15 protein-coding genes are annotated in these 19207 nt (G+C 52.1%); 7 read left to right on the plus strand and 8 right to left on the minus strand.

All coding sequences use genetic code 11. The annotated features are described in order from the left end of the window. Both AR333_RS25805 and cls read right to left on the minus strand, forming a co-directional pair. Positions 1–132, minus strand: a 132-nt coding sequence (locus AR333_RS25805) for a helix-turn-helix domain-containing protein (protein ID WP_216638971.1), incomplete at its 3' end; no start/stop codon positions are given. A gap of 244 nt (positions 133–376) precedes the next feature. Then, a complete protein-coding gene (gene cls / locus AR333_RS19240) occupies positions 377–1807 on the minus strand; it encodes a cardiolipin synthase (protein ID WP_068777005.1) in 1431 nt (476 codons plus the stop codon). A 224-nt stretch (positions 1808–2031) separates the two neighbouring features. On the opposite strand from cls, the gene AR333_RS19245 reads away from it, so the two are divergent. Continuing rightward, positions 2032–2778 carry an HAD family hydrolase gene (locus tag AR333_RS19245; RefSeq protein WP_068777006.1) on the plus strand — a complete coding sequence of 249 codons (747 nt, stop codon included), beginning with the start codon at positions 2032–2034 and terminating at the stop codon, positions 2776–2778. Positions 2779–2986: 208 nt separating this feature from the next. On the opposite strand, the gene AR333_RS19250 is transcribed toward AR333_RS19245, so the two are convergent. From AR333_RS19250 to AR333_RS19260, 3 genes are all read right to left on the minus strand, one after another. Beyond that, on the minus strand, positions 2987–4471 hold the full coding sequence (locus AR333_RS19250) for a glutamate synthase subunit beta (RefSeq protein ID WP_068777007.1): 1485 nt from the start codon (positions 4469–4471) through the stop codon (positions 2987–2989). 42 nt (positions 4472–4513) lie between these two features. After that, entirely contained in the window at positions 4514–9100 is a 4587-nt protein-coding gene (gene gltB, locus AR333_RS19255) for a glutamate synthase large subunit (RefSeq protein ID WP_068777008.1), read from the minus strand. Between the two features lie 380 nt (positions 9101–9480). Next, positions 9481–10083 carry a YdcF family protein gene (locus AR333_RS19260; protein WP_068777009.1) on the minus strand — a complete coding sequence of 201 codons (603 nt, stop codon included), beginning with the start codon at positions 10081–10083 and terminating at the stop codon, positions 9481–9483. Positions 10084–10379: 296 nt separating this feature from the next. Between AR333_RS19260 and AR333_RS19265 the strand changes: the two genes are divergently transcribed. The 6 genes from AR333_RS19265 to AR333_RS19290 all read left to right on the plus strand — a co-directional run bounded on the left by AR333_RS19265 (position 10380) and on the right by AR333_RS19290 (position 16169). Further along, on the plus strand, positions 10380–10958 hold the full coding sequence (locus AR333_RS19265) for a thymidine kinase (RefSeq protein ID WP_068777010.1): 579 nt from the start codon (positions 10380–10382) through the stop codon (positions 10956–10958). 102 nt (positions 10959–11060) lie between these two features. After that, positions 11061–12161 (plus strand): glycosyltransferase, encoded by a 1101-nt coding sequence (locus tag AR333_RS19270; protein WP_068777011.1) that lies wholly within the window; start codon positions 11061–11063, stop codon positions 12159–12161. A gap of 229 nt (positions 12162–12390) precedes the next feature. Continuing rightward, on the plus strand, positions 12391–13380 hold the full coding sequence (locus tag AR333_RS19275) for a M23 family metallopeptidase (protein ID WP_068777012.1): 990 nt from the start codon (positions 12391–12393) through the stop codon (positions 13378–13380). 1 nt (position 13381) lies between these two features. Beyond that, entirely contained in the window at positions 13382–13834 is a 453-nt protein-coding gene (locus AR333_RS19280) for a polymer-forming cytoskeletal protein (protein WP_068777013.1), read from the plus strand. Positions 13835–13856: 22 nt separating this feature from the next. Next, positions 13857–14732, plus strand: a complete 876-nt coding sequence (locus AR333_RS19285; RefSeq protein ID WP_068777014.1) for a DUF2935 domain-containing protein — start codon at positions 13857–13859, stop codon at positions 14730–14732. An 87-nt stretch (positions 14733–14819) separates the two neighbouring features. Beyond that, entirely contained in the window at positions 14820–16169 is a 1350-nt protein-coding gene (locus AR333_RS19290) for an FAD-dependent oxidoreductase (RefSeq protein ID WP_068777223.1), read from the plus strand. A 151-nt stretch (positions 16170–16320) separates the two neighbouring features. On the opposite strand, the gene AR333_RS19295 is transcribed toward AR333_RS19290, so the two are convergent. Genes AR333_RS19295 through AR333_RS19305 form a run of 3 tightly spaced genes read right to left on the minus strand, consistent with a single transcriptional unit; the run spans position 16321 to position 18946 of the window. Then, positions 16321–17373: an ABC transporter substrate-binding protein gene (locus AR333_RS19295; RefSeq protein ID WP_068777015.1), complete on the minus strand. Its 1053-nt coding sequence runs from the start codon at positions 17371–17373 to the stop codon at positions 16321–16323. 36 nt (positions 17374–17409) lie between these two features. Further along, positions 17410–18174: an ABC transporter permease gene (locus AR333_RS19300; RefSeq protein WP_068777016.1), complete on the minus strand. Its 765-nt coding sequence runs from the start codon at positions 18172–18174 to the stop codon at positions 17410–17412. Further along, positions 18107–18946, minus strand: coding sequence for an ABC transporter ATP-binding protein (locus tag AR333_RS19305; protein ID WP_068777017.1), 840 nt, complete (start codon positions 18944–18946; stop codon positions 18107–18109). The genes AR333_RS19300 and AR333_RS19305 overlap by 68 nt, the downstream gene beginning before the upstream one ends. Positions 18947–19207: the final 261 nt, after the last annotated feature.

Below are 19207 nucleotides of genomic sequence, written 5' to 3' on the forward strand. Positions count from 1 at the left end.
TTCCAATCCTTCAATCCCGTATAACTCATACCGATGCCGCCATTTCACCAGTGTACCTACACTGATGTTGTATTTGTCGGCGATCTCCTTCCGAGTGGCTTCACCTGTTTGAAGCTCCTCTATGATCGCCATTTTCTCGGTCCCATTATATTCATGTATGTATGCCAAAAAGAAATGCCCCCTCCAAGTAGTCGGTTTATTTATTAAACCTGTCTACTTAAAGGGGAGCATATCATTTTCGAGACAGCCCTTTATTATTAATCTTGCCGGGCACTACCGGGCATAGAATTTGCTGCTTACGCGCCGCTTGGGCAGACCGCCGTTTCACAGGTGTCCATGATGCAATTTGCAAATTCAGCGCATTCTTTTCCACGACTCAGAACAGCGGAGACAAGAGCCTGCCCATAACCTCTTTGCCCTTCTGGAAGCGGGAACGCTTCTCGAATTCGGAAAGAGACAGCTTCTTGCTGTTTTTCAAATCGTTAATAAAATCATGCTCCAGCCGTTCAATAGACTTCTGGTCGAAGAGGATCGCATTGAGCTCAAAATTACTATAGAAGCTGCGCATATCCATATTGGCGGTACCCACTGTTGCGAACAAATTATCAATAATGGTCACTTTCGCATGAACGAAACCAGGCTGGTACTGATAGAATCTCACGCCTGTCTGCATAAGGTCCTGAAGATACGACAGAGAAGCATAATGCACGATCCAGGAATCAGGAATCTCCGGAAGGATGATTTTCACATCCACACCGCTGATGGCGGCTGTTTTGAGCCCCATAATCAGACTCTGATCGGGAATGAAATACGGCGTTGTAATATAAATCCTCTTCTTAGCCGTCGTGATTCCTCCGAAGTAAGACTCCAGGATAGAATCCCAGTGAGCGTCCGGACCGCTTGCCACAACCTGCACCGGCTGATTCCCCTCACAGGTATGCTCGGGATAGAACAAGGTTTCGCTTAATTTCTGCCTGCTTACAAATTCCCAATCGGATAGAAACGTACTTTGCAGGTAGTAGACAGCATCTCCTGTAATCTTGAGATGCGTATCCCGCCAGTAACCGAGCACCGGGTGCATCCCCAAATATTCATCCCCGATGTTAATACCGCCGAGAAAACCAACAAGTCCGTCCACCACAATGATTTTGCGGTGGTTCCGGTAATTCATCCGTTTATCGAAGAACGCGATAAAAGCCGGCAGGAAGCAGTACGTTTCAATCCCCGCCTCCGTAAGTTCCCTTATGTACTTCGCAGAAAGCTTATAGCTGCCGATTCCGTCGTAAATAACCCTTACTTCGACACCCTCACGGGCTTTACGAACGAGCAGCTCCTGAAACTTCTTGCCCGTCTCATCATCCCGGAGAATATAAAATTCAAAGTGGATATGATGCTTAGCTTGTTCCATCGCCTCGAACATAGCCTCATAAGTCGCCTTTCCGTCCGTCAGCACTTCAACTTCATTATTCCTAGTAATCGGCGAACTGGGAATATTGCTGAGCAGCCCGAACAGCCGCGGTTCATTAATAATGTTCGGCACCGGGTAGTCTTGGCCTTTCTTTGTTTTTTCCAGCTCCCTGCGCATCTCGCGCTGCATTTCCCCCAGAACACGTCGTGTTTTGCGCTTTACATTGCGGCGCTGCGAGTACTCCTTGGCAAGAAAGTAATACATAATAAAGCCGATAACCGGGAAAATAAACAAAATCATCAGCCATGCGACAGTTTTGGATGAATTACGAAATTCCACCACCACAATTGTGACCGTCTGAAAAATAAATAAAATCAATACAATGACTAGCCATAGCATCTTAACCGGTTCTCCCTTCCTTATCCAAAACCGGTCTAACTGCTGGACCGGGGTATGCCGTTTCTATAGGGTGTACGTACTTTTAATCCACTATTCGGTTTGCATAAACATCAACTCTCTACAGTCCTGCAAAAAGGACTTGTGAAGAGAGTGTTGGGTTAACCCTTCGGGACATGATATAATAGTCGTTAAACCTATATACAGAAGACCAGGAGACCAAGCTGATGAGACAAACCATTTTGTTTGATTTGGATGATACCCTTATCCACTGCAACAAATATTTTAACGTCGTGATCCAACAGTTCGTCGATACGATGCTGACCTGGTTCGCAGGGCACGGCCTTACGGAAGAAGCCATTAAACAGAAACAATTGGATCTCGATCTGGCTGGAGTTGAAGTACACGGCTTCAAAGCGGAACAGTTTCCTCAATCTTTTATAGAGACGTATCACTACTACTGCGACACCTTCGGTATTCGTGCCCGCACGGAGAATGAGCGGTGGCTCAGTCAGCTCGGGCACAGCGTGTACGCCCACTCTATCGAACCTTATCCGAATATGGAGCCGACTTTACAATCGTTGACCGAACAGGGGCATGAGCTGTTTCTATATACAGGTGGCGATGCTACGATTCAAATGCGTAAAGTGGAGGAAGCCGGATTGAACCGTTACTTCGGGGAGCGGATTTTTGTCGCCCTGCACAAGACGAGAGAGTTCATGGAGACCCTTATCCACACGCAGGATTTTGAACGCAGCCGCACATGGATGATCGGCAATTCCGTTCGCACGGATGTGATGCCTGCCCTGGAATCCGGCATTCACGCCATATACATTCCGGCCCAACTGGAGTGGAAGTACAACGTTGTCGACATTACGGCCACGCCTAAGGGAGCGTTCTTCACCCTGCCTTCCCTGGCTGAGGTTCCTAAAATCATCTCGGACTATACAGGCCAAAGAGCCGTTAATTTGTAGATTCACGGGAAATGCAATAGCTGCCGCCCCTGAATAAACAAAGCCTGGATTAGGCGTCCATATGCGCCTCAATTTTTGTGTTCATGATGTACCTATTCGGTACATTCATGCAGTTAACCTTGTCTTTTCCATAAAAAAAGACTGCCGGACAAATTCCGGCAGTCTCCGAGGAGCCTAACGGCTCCTTTTTTTGTTGCAGATTCGGCGATTAAGGCAGATTAGAACTGCCCATCAGGAAGCGGTCTACTTCACGGGCCGCCTCTCGCCCTTCATTAATTGCCCAGACGACCAAGCTTTGTCCGCGGCGAACATCGCCGGCAGCAAAAATACCGTCTACGTTCGTTTTGTACTTGCCGTATTGTGCCTTGGCATTGGAACGGACATCCTTCTCGATACCGAGCTTATCCAGCAAATTCTGCTCAGGGCCGGCAAAGCCCATTGCCAGGAACACAAGCTGAGCAGGGTAAATCTTCTCGCTGCCTTCTACCTCTTCCGGTACAACGCGTCCCTGATCGTCGTTCTTCCACTGGATCTGGACCGTTCTAAGACCGGTCAGGTTGCCGTCCTCGTCACCGACGAAGTTCTTGCTCAGCGTCAGATACTCGCGCGGGTCCTTGCCATGTACGGCTTTCGCTTCCTCATGACCGTATTCGAGCTTGTAGACCTTAGGCCATTCCGGCCACGGGTTGCTCACTTCACGCTTAAGCGGCGGCTTCTCGCGATACTGGAACTGTACGACACTCTTACACTTGTGACGTACGGATGTAGCGACACAGTCAGTACCCGTGTCCCCTCCGCCGATAACGATAACATCTTTGCCCTCGGCATTGATGAACTCACCATCCGCAAAATTCGAATCCAGCAGACTCTTCGTATTCTTATGCAAGAACTCCATTGCCGGGTATACACCCTTGAGCTCGCGGCCTTCAATATCGAGTTCCCGCGGACGGGTTGCCCCGATCGCCAGAATCACGGCATCGAATTCCTCTTGAAGCTGTTCCACCGGTACGCTCACGCCAATTTCAGCATTCGTAACGAAATTGACGCCTTCTGCAGCCAGCAAGTCAACCCTGCGCTGCACAAGATGCTTCTCCAGCTTCATATTCGGAATACCGTAGGTGAGCAGACCGCCGATACGATCGTCGCGCTCATAAACCGTCACGGTATGTCCCGCTTTGTTAAGCTGGGCGGCTGCCGCAAGTCCGGTCGGGCCGGAGCCGATAATCGCGACTTTTTTGCCTGTACGGGACTTCGGTGGCTCAGGTACGATCCAGCCCTCCGCGAATCCGCGGTCCACAATCGCTTTCTCAATATCTTTGATGGTGACTGGATTGTCGATCAAACCGACTGTACAAGAACCTTCGCAAGGCGCCGGACAGACACGTCCCGTGAATTCCGGGAAGTTATTCGTTTTGTGCAGCCGGTCGAGCGCTTCACGCCACTGTCCGCGGTAAACGAGATCATTCCACTCGGGAATGAGGTTGTTTACCGGGCAGCCGGTCGTCGATCCGGAAATGACTTTGCCTGTATGACAATACGGGATCCCGCAGTCCATACAACGCGCTCCTTGAACCTGCAGTTTCTCCTCGGAATTCTTGTTGATAAATTCCTTCCAATCCTGAATCCGCTGCAGAGGGGCGCGCTCAGTGGGCAGTTCGCGTTGATATTCGATAAATCCGGTAGGTTTTCCCATTGCGCTTCCTCCATCGTATAGAATCTGTCTAGCCGGGTATGATTAGTTGCCGCCAACACGGGCCAAATCGCGCATGTTCTCTTCGAACGCCTTCATAACAGCGTCTTCTTGGCTGAGTCCGGATCTCTTCATCCGTTCGATTGCATCGAACATCCGTTTGTAATCCTTCGGTATAACTTTGACAAACTTCCAAATATATTCATCCCAGCGGCTCAGAACACGATGGGCGATTGCACTATCGGTAAATGTAGCGTGATATTTGATCATGCTTCTCAGCTCGTTGATTTCATAGCTCTCTTCGACCTGCTCCAGGGAGACCATGTCTGTGTTGCAGCGGTCTGCCATCGTGCCGTCTTCATCGAGCACGTAAGCCACGCCGCCGGACATCCCTGCCGCGAAGTTGCGGCCGGTCTTGCCTAGAATGACGACGCGTCCGCCTGTCATGTATTCGCAGCCGTGGTCACCCACGCCCTCCACTACGACCCGGACACCGGAGTTACGGACTGCGAAGCGCTCTCCCGCGATGCCGCGGATATAAGCTTCACCATCCGTTGCTCCGTAGAAACCTACGTTGCCGATGACGATATTGTCCTCTGGCGCAAAGGTCGACTCGCTCGGCGGGAAGATCACGATTTTACCGCCTGACAATCCTTTGCCGACGTAATCGTTCGCGTCACCCTCAAGCGACAGCGTGATGCCTTTGGGCACGAAGGCGCCGAAGCTCTGGCCAGCCGATCCGTTGAAATGAAGACGGATTGTGTCGTGCGCAAGCCCCTTGGCTCCGTAGCGGCGGGTCACTTCGCTGCCGAGAATCGTACCTACAACACGATTCGTGTTGTTGATTGGCAGCTCGATGCGCACATGATCCTCAAACTCCAAAGCCTGCTGGACTTTAGGGAGAATTTCCCGCACATCCAGTGACTTATCAAGTCCATGATCCTGCTCCATCTGGTGGTAGCGGCCTACATCTGCCGGCATCTCCGGCTGGTGAAGCAGCGGACTCAGGTCGAGACCTTTGAGCTTCCAGTGGTCCACATCCTGATCTTGCACCAGGCACTCCGTACGTCCGATCATCTCCTCGATGGTCCGGAAACCAAGCTCCGCCATCGTCTCACGGACATCTTCCGCCATGAAGCGCATGAAGTTCACGACATGTTCCGGCTCACCCATGAAATGCTTGCGGAGCTCCGGATTCTGCGTAGCCACGCCGACCGGGCATGTGTCAAGGTGACACACACGCATCATGATGCAGCCAAGCGAGATGAGCGGAGCCGTCGAGAATCCGTACTCCTCGGCACCGAGGAGGGCTGCAACGACGACATCGCGGCCGGTCATCATTTTGCCGTCCGATTCCAGAACGACGCGGCTTCTCAGGTTGTTCAGGATCAAGGTCTGGTGTGCTTCGGCAAGACCAAGTTCCCATGGCAGCCCGGCATGACGGATGCTCGTTTGCGGCGATGCGCCGGTTCCGCCGTCATATCCGCTGATGAGGATGAGATCCGCTTTGCCTTTGGCAACGCCTGCGGCAATCGTGCCCACGCCCACTTCGGAGACGAGCTTAACGCTGATGCGAGCCTGCGGGTTCGCATTCTTGAGATCGTGGATCAGCTCTGCCAGATCCTCGATCGAATAAATATCATGGTGCGGCGGAGGGGAGATCAAGCCCACACCGGCCGTCGTACCGCGTACTTCCGCTACCCAAGGGTAAACTTTCTTGCCGGGCAGCTGTCCGCCTTCGCCCGGCTTGGCTCCTTGGGCCATTTTAATCTGAATCTCGTCCGCATTGACGAGATAGTTGCTCGTAACGCCGAACCGGCCGGAGGCAACCTGTTTGATCGCACTTCTGCGCAGATCGCCGTTCTCATCGGCCTTGAAACGGTTCGGATGTTCTCCGCCCTCGCCCGTGTTGCTGCGGCCGCCGATGCGGTTCATGGCGATGGCAAGCGCTTCATGCGCCTCTTTGCTGATCGACCCGAAGGACATCGCTCCGGTTTTGAAGCGCCTTAGGATCGCCTCAATCGGTTCGACTTCCTCAACCGGTACCGGTGAACGATCCGATTGAAGCTTCAGAAGGCCGCGCAAGGAAGAAGTCTTCTTCGCTTCGCGGTTCACGAGATCCGCGAATTTGCGGTACATCCGGTAGTCGTTGTTGCGGACTGCCGTCTGCAGGGAATGAATCGTCTCCGGTGTGAACACATGGTCCTCGCCATCGTGACGCCATGAAAGCTCGCCGCCGGTATCCAGCACCTCATCCCGTCCATCACGAGCCGAATAGGCACGCTGATGACGAATGAGCGTCTCCAAAGCTACTTCTTCTAAACCGATTCCTTCCACAGGCGTGTACGTCCAGGTAAAGTAACGGTCAACAAATGACTGGCTGAGTCCGACGGCTTCAAAAATTTGTGCACCGCGGTAACTTTGTATCGTAGAAATCCCCATCTTCGCCAAAACTTTGACGACACCTTTCGTCGAAGCTTTGATGAAGTTGGCGATGGCTTTATCGGCCGCAATATCTTTCATCTGGCCGGTTTCGATCATATCCTGGAGCGTTTCCAGCGCCAGGTAAGGATTGATGGCTCCGGCTCCATACCCCAGAAGGAGAGCAAAATGATGCACCTCGCGCGGCTCACCGGATTCTACAATCAAACTTGCTTTTGTTCTTGTGCCTTGACGCATCAGATGATGATGGAGTCCGGCTACAGCGAGCAGGGCCGGGATAGCGGCCTGCTCCGAATCCATTCCTCTGTCTGACAGGATGAGGAAGGTTGCGCCGTCTTCAACCGCTTCATCCGCGGACCGGTACAATTCTTCCATAGCCTGCTCCAGCCCTTGACTGCCTGCGGAAGCGCGGAACAAGGTCGGCAGCGTAACGGATTTGAAGCCCGATCGGTTGATAAGACTCAGTTTCGCGAGTTCTTCATTGCTGATGATCGGAGTCGGGATGCGGATCTGGCGGCAGCTTTCCGCTTCCGGACGGATTAAGTTGCGCTCCGGCCCGATTGTTGTCTCCTGTGCTGTAACGATTTCCTCGAAGTTGGCATCGATCGGCGGATTCGTTACTTGAGCGAACAGCTGTTTGAAATAGCTGTAGAGCAGCTGCGGACGCTCGGACAGTACGGCAAGCGGCGCATCGTAGCCCATAGAACCTATCGGGTCAACGGCTGTCTTCGCCATCGGCTCCAGGAACTTACGCAGGTATTCGAAGGTGTAGCCGAAGGCCTGCTGGCGCTGAACGAGCACGTCATGATGGGGCTGCGGCTCCGGCGCTGCTTTGGGCAGGTCGCCGATGGAAATCAGGTTCTCCTTCAGCCACTGCTCATAAGGCTGTTCCGAGACGATCTGGCCTTTGATCTCTTCGTCTGTAATAATGCGGCCGGCTACCGTGTCCACTACGAGCATGCGGCCCGGCTGAAGACGCTCTTTTCCGGCGATCCGTTCCGGCTCGATGGTTAGTACGCCCGCTTCCGACGAGAGGACAATAAGGTCGTCATGCGTGACATAGTAACGTGCAGGACGCAGACCGTTGCGATCGAGCAGAGCGCCGATAATACGGCCGTCCGTGAATGAAATTGCCGCGGGACCGTCCCATGGTTCCATCAGCGTACTGTGATATTCGTAGAAAGCGCGTTTGGCGGGGTCCATCGTATCGTGCTTGGACCACGGCTCCGGTACCATCATCATGGCTGCATGAGGCAGCGAACGACCGGAAAGCATCAGGAACTCCAAGCAGTTATCAAGAATTTGCGAGTCGGAACCGTCTGTATCCACAATCGGCAGCAGGCTTTGGAAATTATCTCCGAATAGATCGGTCTCGATCATAGCCTGGCGTGCGTGCATCCAGTTAACGTTTCCTCTAAGGGTATTGATTTCACCATTATGAATGACATATCGGTAAGGGTGTGCGCGCTCCCAGCTCGGGAAGGTATTCGTACTGAAACGGGAATGGACAAGAGCCATGGCTGTCTCGAAAGACGGGTCCTGAAGCTCTAAGTAATAAGCGTCCACCTGCTCGGGGGTGAGCATGCCTTTGTAAACGATTGTGCGGCTGGACATACTGGGGAAGTAAAGCTCTGCACCGTCAAGCGCGCGGGTTTCGTTCTCAATGCGCTTGCGGATCACATATAGTTTGCGTTCGAAAGTAAGTTCGTCTTGAAGATCGCCCCGTCCGACAAAGAGCTGGCGGACAAAAGGCTCGGATGCCTTAGCGGAATCACCTAGCGTAGTGTTATCCGTAGGCACAGTCCTCCATCCGAGGAAAGGCTGGCCTTCTTCCTGGATAATGCGCTCAGCAACGCGCTCGCACTGCTGCCTAGCCTCCAGAGCCTGCGGCAGGAACACCATCCCTACGCCGTATTCTCCGGCTTGCGGGAGCTCAATTTTCTCATCAGCGCATACTTTGCTCAGGAATCCGTGCGGAATCTGCAGCAGAATGCCGGCGCCGTCACCCGTATTGGCTTCACTGCCCTGGCCACCCCTGTGGTCCAGATTGCAAAGCACCGTTAACGCCTGCCCTACGATTTCATGGGAAGGCTTTCCTTTCATGTTAGCGACAAAACCAATTCCGCAGGCATCATGTTCGAACCGCGGATCATACAAACCTTGTCTGGAAGGGGGAGCGTTTCTGTTCATGATTGTGCAACCTTTCCTCTTGTCAATTTGGGTACAACATTCGTCTCATGCCTGCATTAAAGGAGTAAAGCCGACAAATACAGCGCTACTCTAAGCAAATAGGCTGTATCTGCCAAAAACCGAATCTTCTAATGACCGGCCTCGATATTTTTCTATTATATTAACATTAGACTTTCGAGAGTGCAATTTAAAAAAAGATTATGGCTTGAAAAAAAAATTTAATGGGAAACGCTGGACAGACCTTGAAAAACGAAGGTTTTCACCGTGATAAATCAGTTTTATACAACTTCAAATCTATCATTTTACGTCAGGTTTGACGTTCCTTAAATCCGAAAATTAAATAGATTAATAGCCTTTAATGTTTGTGTTTTGGCCATTTTTCAAGAGATAGACCTGACACGATTAAGGATTTGCTCTCCTGCAAAATAGATAATTCCGGCACATTCACGCAAAGTATAGTAATAAATAGCGATCGGTTTAATCCGGACAGGTTCAGCCGTTACGTTCATGTCCAGACTGCGTGCCATGAGAAGAGAACGGTACGTATGGAAGCCATGTGTAACAATGATGGCAGATTGCCATTTCTCCTGTTTCATAATGTGCTTGCTGTTCCGGAGATTCTCCATCGTAGACGTCGATTCTTCTTCAGTCCGAATGGCAGATGCCGGAACCCCGTTGGCAACGAGATACTTCTTCATTACACTTGCTTCGGAAGGTTCGCTGGTAACCGTTCCTCCCGTTGTAATAATGCGGGGCGCCAGCCCCTTGTTGTACGCTTCGAGCGCTATATCCAGGCGCTCCTTCATGGCATTGCTCGGCTTCCCGTTCCAGACTGCAGCTCCGAGAACAATTATGGCATCGCTTTCCGATCCGTGAGACGTCTGTGCAACATAATGAATCCATCCGCTCATTCCTACTATATATAGGACCATAATTCCGATCAGGGACAGACTGCCGTACAACCATTTTTTCCAGCGTTTCATTTTCTTTTCCTGCTATTGTTAGGAAGCTTTCTTGTCATCAACTGTTATCTCTCCTTGTTTCCTGTTCCAAGTTACCACTGCATGTAATAAGGCTGTCATTATGACTCCAATCATTTTCCAGTCCTGTCTTGTTATCATAACGTGCTTGAAGCGGCATAGCTACAAAAAAAGAGGTTTATTGGGAAATGCTGGATTAAAATTCACTAGGCGAAGACACCGCTCTTTTTTCCATGATGCAAAACATGATATGATAGCATATACCGTGCTACGTTTAAGATAGAGAGGAAGTCTTCCTTTTGGCTAAATTATATTTCCGATACGGGACCATGAACAGCGGTAAATCCATTGAGGTTCTGCGGACTGTACACAACTATGAAGAACAAGGCAAGAAAGTACTTCTCTTCACACCCTCAGTCGATGACCGCAGCGGAGTCGGTTTGGTTGCATCACGCATCGGCATGCAGAAGGCAGCCATCGTCATTGAAGACGGCGTGAATATGGTGGAAATGGCCGCCAAAGAAAGACCAAACTGTATCCTGATCGATGAAGCCCAGTTCTTAAGTGCGGGGCAAGTCCAGCAATTGACACAAATAGCCGATGACCTCGGCATTCCAGTCATTGCGTACGGCCTTCGTGCCGATTTCCTCGGGAATCTCTTCGAGGGAAGTTCCAGCCTGTTTGCCATAGCCGATAAAATCGAGGAAATCAAAACCGTCTGCTGGTTCTGCGACAGAAAAGCGACGATGAATATGCGCTGCAAGGATAGTGTCCCTATTTTTCATGGAGAACAAATACAAATCGGAGGCAACGAAAGCTACATTCCCGTCTGCCGGAAATGCTATACCGAGAAGAAAAGACAAGCGGAGCAGAAGTGATCCGTTCACAGATACATCCGCCCGGTGCTTGACCCGAATGCAGTCCAGAGCATGCTCGTGCGCTTCCCGGCTATTTTGTCGATTAAGGAAAGGTGAGGTTTCTTGAGTAAAAAACGAATTCTGCTCCTTTCGGAGGGATTCGGCTTCGGCCACACCCAGGCGGCACATGCGCTGGCGTCTGCGCTGCGGAGAACGAATCCCGGACTAATCATCCGCGTACTTGAGCTCGGGGCTTTTCTGCATCCGACTATTGCACCCTGGATATTCTCTACCTACCGCAAAACAATTGTGTCACAGCCCAAAATGTACGGTCGATTGTACCGTTCCCAATCCGGGAAGCCTCTTAATGAGGTGCTGCAGCTCGGCCTTCACCAGATTTTTTATCGCAAGGCTTCTGCTGTCATTGACCAGCTTAAGCCGGATATCATCATTTGCACCCACCCTTTCCCGAATCTGATTGTATCCCGGCTGAAGCGCCAAGGGCTTAAAATTCCCCTGTGCACCCTTTTGACGGATTATGATGCGCACGGGTCATGGATTAATCCTGAAGTGGACCGGTATTTCGTCTCCGCTCCTGATGTGAAGCGCAAGCTCGTCAAGAAGGGCGTGCCTTCACGCAGAATCAAGGTAACCGGACTGCCCGTCCATCCGAGCATCTCCCAGCACCACATTCCGGAAGAGATATATCTGGAGTTCGGACTCCGGGACATGCCGACTGTTATGCTCATGGGAGGCGGATGGGGGCTGCTGGATGACAAACTGCTGAACCACATCGTCAAATGGCGGGATAAAGCCCAGCTGCTATTCTGCCTCGGCACCAACGAAAAGGCCCGCCAGCAGCTCCTGTCGGAAGAAATCTTCCGGCACCCCAACATTCATGTTTTCGGTTATACCCGCGAAATCGGCAAGCTGATGGAGATCTCGGATCTTCTCATCACCAAGCCCGGCGGGATGACCTGTACGGAAGCTATGATCAAGGGAGTGCCTATGCTGTTCTACAATCCGATTCCCGGACAGGAAGAAGAGAACTGCCTTTACTTCACGGAGCACGGCTTTGGCCGCGAGCTGGCCTCACTGGACGAGCTGGACGGACATTTCAGTGAGCTGATGGAGAAGCAGCGGGATAGATCGGGGCGAAGCCACGGCAATCCCCGGTTCGTATCCCGGCTGTTCTCTCAAAGTGTGATTGAACTGCTGCGCTGAGTACCTTCAGACCCTACACGAATATCACATTGCCCTTCCACCAATTTCACACAGCATTTCCTAACCCGCGGACCTCGGTTCCGGGTTTTTGCGTTTCCACTCCTTCTGTTCACGATACTCTACTCCCCCTATCTGCCTTGCTATTTGTCTTAAAAACAGGCATGTACGCTAATCGGCCCGAATAGAATCGAACAGGGGGCTCGGTTTTCTTGAAAGGAAGGTCGATTGCATGAAGACGAAAGGAAACAAGAAAGAGCTTACTCTCATGCTGATTCCAGGAGCCGGGCATAGAGTTGTCCGCTTCAAGCTCCGCCGCATCAGTCTTTATCTCGTTCCCACTACAGCTATTATTGTCATCCTCGGCTTCTCCCTGACCATCTACGTTCAGAATACCTCCTACCAGAATACGACCCACCAACTCACCGAAACTTTCAACGGTCAGGAAAAACAGCTCACGGATCAACTGATGCTGAAAGATTCGGAGCTTGAAAAGCTGCAAATCGAACTGATCGATTTATCTAAGCAAGCGGAGCAGTTCAAGGCGAGGCTTGAGGAAATCCGCAAATTGGAGGACAAATTCAGTTCCGGCCCCGCCGCAGGTAAATCTGAATCCGCAGCCGGATTTCCTTCTCCCTCCGCCCTTTCTTCTATGGGCGGTCCAGCCATTCCGGCTGAAGAGCGGGATATGACCGGCCTTGCTTCCAAAACCCGTTCGGAGCTCTCCGGCATGATCACCGACATCGAAGGGCTTATCACCAGTTTGACGGAGAGCGAACGCAAACTCCAGGAGGCCCGCCGGACCAAACGGATCACGCCTACCATTTGGCCCTCCGACTCCCGCAGTATCACTTCAACCTTCGGCGTACGGAGAGACCCGTTCTCCGGAAGTCCGAGCGTTCATGCGGGAATAGACATCGACGGAGAGCTGAACGATCCGGTCTACGCCGCAGCGGACGGGATCGTCTCTGACGCGGAATATAATCCGCAGAAGGGCAACTTCATCGCCATCGATCATTCCCGGGGCCTGCAGACGGAGTATCTCCACTTGAACCGGACAGAAGTCCGGCCCGGCAGCACGGTCCGCAAAGGGCAGATCATCGGCAGAGTCGGCTCGACGGGGCGAAGTACAGGCACACATCTCCATTATGAAGTGCATAAGAACGGCGTAAAAATCAATCCGTCCCCCTATTTGATTTCAAATCGAAAGGATGAAGAATGAGATGGTTTTTGAAAAAAAACGGCAAGCAGATCTCAAAACGACCGATACCGTCATCGGGGAAAGCTCGATTTGTGAAGGCAAGTTCGTGACCGAAGCCAGTTTGCGGATCGAAGGACAGCTTATCGGGGATATCGAATGCGCCGGAGACATTGTCATTGGCGAGCATGCCGTAGTCCATTCCAACATTCAGGCTAGAGAAGTAACCATCGCCGGTAAAGTAAAAGGAAACGTCACAACCAAAGGCAAACTGACCGTCATGAGTACAGGAGAATTGATCGGCAATATCCAGGTGCTTTCTTTTATTGTTCAGGAAGGCGGTATTTTCCAGGGTTCCAGCCATATGAGGACAGCTGCCGGTACGGTTGAGGAAATGGATAAGAATGTGAGCAAAATCAACGGCACTTCCTCAGGAAAATCCCGCAAGGAAGAGCAACCGCTGGCAAGCGCAAACTAAAGTCAAGCAGGAGGTTCCTACATTGCCTCACAAAACAAGGTTGAGCGTCTGGGAAGAGCACCGTTTCTGGCTGGGTATTCTCTATGATCATGCGACCTTCGTCTGGCAGGACTTGGCGCCCAGTGAAGTGCCATTAATCCGCCAAGCCGAAGAGTTCCGTCAGGCATTCGCCGCGATTATCCAGCGGGTAGATCAGATTCCTCATGATTTGCCCGTAAATTCAGACCCCATGATCCAACTGGCTGCGGAAGCACAGACTTTGGCTCATAGTTATTACGAGTTCGAAGGTCATATTCAGCATTTGAGAATCGACAATGCGATTGTTATTTCATTAACCCCTTCCTTCTTCAATGGCACCCTGATCGAGAACGAGGAATATCTGCGGCTGCTCTCTTTCTGGACGCAAGGTCTAGAGGCCGAGGAGCTTTCCTTGTACGGCCTGCTGGATATGTGGTTGGAGGATCAGCTGGGTCATGCCGTGCTGCTCTGGGATCATCTGGACCCTGTAGAAGTGGAATTATCCGAGACGGGCCGAAGATTCTCTAACACCTTCCAAAGCTATATGGTCAAAAACAGAGCCATGGGCGGGTATCTCCGGTTTACGCCGCCCGGCTTCCCTGCCCAGCGCCGTTTTGCTTCGGATGTAGCTGCAGCTACTGCCAGCTTCTATGAATTTGTCGTGCGAATTATCAACTTATATGAGAATCAGGAGCTTCTCAGCCGCCTTACGCTCCGGTTCCTCGATCACCACTTGCCCGAGAGCTGCTATTTTCTCTACAAGCTGTCTGCGTTCGAACCGAACATCCTCATTCCTAAGAGTTGTTTTCTGTTCAAACCGTTAGCCCCAAGTGAAGATCTCACTTATCCGCTGGTTCCAACGCAGCCGCGCACCGATTAGTCTGCATTCCCCTTGGGTAAAAGGGAGAAGATGCAGCGGCTTGTTCTTGACCCGCTGACGCGCATAGAAAAAGGCGGTGGCGAAACAATGAATACGCAAAGATGGGATACACTGATCATCGGATCGGGGCTTGCCGGTTTGAGCTGCGGCCTCGAACTCGCGGAACGCGGACAACGCGTACATATTCTGGAGGCCGCTCCATACCCCGGCGGGCGTACTTCCAATTGGGCCGATACCGGCATGGAGGTCGAGTCGGGCTTTCACAAATATATCGGCTTCTATCAAGCTCTTCCCGATCTGCTCCGGCGTGCCGGGATTAAGCTGAATAAAATGCTCACCTGGGAAAAAACGTTCGAAATCCGGCTTCCGGACGGGGAAACGACCGGTGAGTACGGAATCGCGCCTCTCAAATCTCCTATTAAAACCGTAAGCGGCGCCTTCGGCAACAGCGATATCCTGTCCGCAGTAGACAAGGCATCCCTGATGCCCTTTGTTGCCGAGGGTCTCCGCCTGCTTGCCGAGGATCCGATGGAGCTCGATACATACAGCGTAGCCGAATTCGCCCGCAAGCACGGCGTCAAGGACGGCGCGCTGGACAACATCCTGACGCCGCTTACTTCCGGCGTTCTGTTCCTGCCGCCCGATCGTTATTCCGCGCTCGTGTTCTTCGGGCTGTTCGCGCCCGGGCTGCCGAGATTCTACAAGCTTCAGCTCGGAGCGTTCAACGGCGGCATGACGGACGTCATGATCGCTCCGATCGTGGCGAAGCTGGAATCCCTAGGCAGCCGTGTCAGCCTGAACAGCCCTGTGAGCGCGCTGAGCGTGAAGGAAGGCCGCGTCACCGGCGTGTCACTGGCGGACGGCTCCACCCTGGATGCGGACCACGTTGTTCTTGCGACCGAAGTGTCCGCGGCCAAGCACCTGCTCCAACCGGCGTTCGACGGGGAACAGTGGCTCCGGCCGCTCCAGGAGCTGCCGACCATGCCCGACGTGACGATCCAGCTCGAACTGAGCAAGCCGTTGCTGCCGCAGGACCGGGCAACCTTCGGTCCGGGCACCTGCATCGGCAGCTTCAGCGAGCAGTCGCGCACGACGTTCCGCGGGGTCCCCGGCCGCGTGTCCATGATCCTCACACCCCCGGAAGAGTTCATCGAGATGCCGGATGAACTCATATTCGAGCGGGTGTGCGAGGATGCGGACAAGCTGGGGCTCGGCCTGCGGGCTGCCGCGACGGACTACCGCGTGATCCGCCGCCCGGATCACTTCTACGCCGTCCAGCCCGGCAGCGAGCGGCTGCGCCCCGAGCAGCGCACGCCCGTGCCGGGATTGTCGCTGGCTGGCGATTATACGCGCCAGCCGATGTACGCGACGATGGAAGGCGCGGTGCTGTCAGGCCGCAAGGCGGCCGAGGCCGTGCTCGGACGCGAGCTGGATTAGCAGCCGGTCCGCCGGCGGCGGAGGCGGTGAAGCCGTGCCATTACATCCTCTTCATGCAGGGCCATCAGTCAGATCCTAAACCGAAAAGGCCTGCCAATATGAATTGGCAGGCCTCTTTTAAGTTCTTCTGTTTTCTCATATCCGCTTGCGGTTACTTCTTCTCTTTTTTAACTTCATCCAACAGGGTTAGATCCAGGAATTTACTCAGATCAAGCTCTTCCTTCTTCACGTTCTTAATGAAACCGGCGTCTATGGAGACTTTAGCCATCTCCTCAATCGCTTCCTTACTCACATCCGGCGTCAGATTCAGACGGGACAATGCCGCTTTAATCAGCTCGTTATCGAGACCTTTGCCGCTCAATTGTTTAAGCTGTTTATTAATCAAGTCGTACGATTTATCGGGATTAGCTTTGATAAACTCAATCGCATCGATGTTCGCCTGGATGGCACCTTTCGCCATGTCACGGTGATCCTTGAGGAAGTTGTCGCTCGCAACAAGAATGGTAAGCGGGTAATTGCCGTTATTAGGCGGAATTTTGTCCCAATCAACCAGGATCTTGCCTGTTCCTTCCTTCTCCATCTGGGTTCCCCACGGCTCGGGGATAAGTGTAGCATCGATTTCCTTCTGGCGCATAGCAATCAGCGTATCGGATGGTGCACGGGCAATAATCTGTACGCCGGACGTATCCGTCGTGACTTTCAACCCTTCCTGCTGAAGCAGCAGACGAAGGGAAATTTCATTGGTGCTTCCGCGCGTCGGGATGGCGACTGTCTTGCCTACGAGATCCTTCGGACTGGCAATGCCGGATTCCTTACCCACTACGAGAACAGCTCCGCCGTTGTTGGAACCGGAAATGACCTTGAAGTTCTTGCTCTTCAAATACTGGTTCGTAGACGGTCCGGGACCTACAAAACCCAAGTCAATCTGATCCGTTGCCAGCGCCGTAGAGAAATCCGATCCGTTATCAAACGGAGTCACTTCTACTTTGACGCCCTCTCCCCAATATTTCTCGAAATATTTGTTTTCAAGGGCTACATATCCGGCGGCATGCGTCACGTTTTTGAAAATACCGACGCGAACCGTTTCCAGCTTTTTGCCGGTAGTTCCTGCGTCACCGGATTTTTGGGAATCCCCATCGCCGCAAGCCGTCAATACCGTTCCAACCAGAAGGATAAGCGTTAATAACCATGCGATTTTCTTCATCTCTATTTCCCCTTTTCCTATTCCTTATCCAACTATTTATTTACTGCCTGATGCAAGGCCGTATCTGACTAAGATCGTATCTTCCAGACGTTTGAAGAAGAAATGGTCGGAGATCGTGCCCAGTACGGCAATGATAATTACGATACAGAGCATCATAGCCGTGTCGCCGAGGTTCCGTCCATCTTGAAGCATCTGCCCCAAGCCGACGCCTCTGGCAATCAGTTCTCCGGCAACGAGCGCACGCCATGCGAACGCCCAGGCGACACGCACTCCGTTGATGAGATGCGGGAATGCCGCGGGAACCATGATCTGCCAGAACATCCGCAGGCCATTGCCGACGCCCATCGTCTGAGCGGCCTTCAAGTAAATGCGCGGGATGTTCAGAATGCCGGTACGGCTGGACATCGCCATCGTCCATGTAGCGCCCAGCGCCGTAATGAAAATAACCGACGTGTCCGTTAATCCGAACCAGATGATTGCAAACGGCAGCCAAGCGATACTCGGAACGGTTTGCAGAGCAACGACCAGAAACCCGATCGTATCATCCAGAATCCGGTAGCGTGCGAACAAGAAGCCCAGCAGCGTACCTACCACAAGCGAAATGGAAAAGCCGATCAATAATCTCTTCAAGCTGCTGAACGTCGCCTCCAGCAGCTGCCCTTCGGTAAAGCCGATCCGGAAAGCATCGAGAGTCTGCAGGACAGAAGGAAACTTCCACCCCCAGTCGAAGATTCTATATCCCGCCTCCCACGCTATCAGAAGAATTACGAGAAAAATCGTTCTTCTTAAGGCTGTACTCATCGCCCATCTCCTCCTTTACCACTTTCTCGAGTTCTTCCGCAAGCACATCCATAATCGCGTTCTCCACATGATGAATAACCGAATCTGCATGGTCGCGAGGTCTGGCGGCTTTTACTGCGAATTCCTTCTTGATTGTGCCGGGACGCGTGGACATCACCACAACCCGGTCGGAGAGGATAACGGCTTCCCGTATATTATGGGTAATAAACAGAATAGTCTTACCCGTTCTCATCCAGATTTCTTCTAATTCTTTGTGCAAAATAAGCCGGGTCTGCTCGTCGAGCGCCGCAAAAGGCTCGTCCATCAGCAAAATCTCGGGGTCCATTGCCAGCGCCCGTGCAATAGCGGCGCGCTGCTTCATACCGCCGGATAATTCGTGCGGGTACCGGTCAGCGAACTTGCTCAGATGCACCGTTTTGATCTGCTCCATTGCCTTCTCATAGCGCTCTTTTTTGGATACGCCTTTCTGTTTCAGACCAAACGCTACATTATCAAGGACAGTGAGCCAGGGGAACAAGGCATGCTCCTGAAATACCACCACCCGGTCCGAACCCGGTCCGGTCACTTTTGACCCGTTAACCTCAATGATGCCTTCGTCATAGCCTTCTAATCCCGCTACCATGTTCAGAACCGTCGACTTGCCGCAGCCGGAAGGCCCGAGCAGGGAAACGAATTCTCCCTTATGGATGGTCAGGGATACATCATCAATGGCAGTAAAGGTACCGCCTTTGCGCTGCTTGAAGGTTTTGTGAACATGCTTGATTTGTATCATCGCTTGATCTCTCCTTCAGACACGGACGAATGTAAACATTCATTTCATTGTTCCGTTCTTTTCTATATACCAACTTATTTTATCGGAATTATCATATTTGTCAACCAAAAAATCACAAATTCTCATCATTTCCAGTTTATAGCTTTTCAAGAAAGCTTATTAAGGACGAAATTAAAAATCGCTTACTTTCTTATCCTTGTATAACCAGCACAAAAAAGCCTGCCTCGCAGCGCGAGATCAGACTTGTTTGGCGATAACGTG

Origin of the sequence: Paenibacillus sp. FJAT-26967, assembly GCF_001541095.1 — a bacterium.
Lineage (GTDB): Bacteria > Bacillota > Bacilli > Paenibacillales > NBRC-103111 > Paenibacillus_F.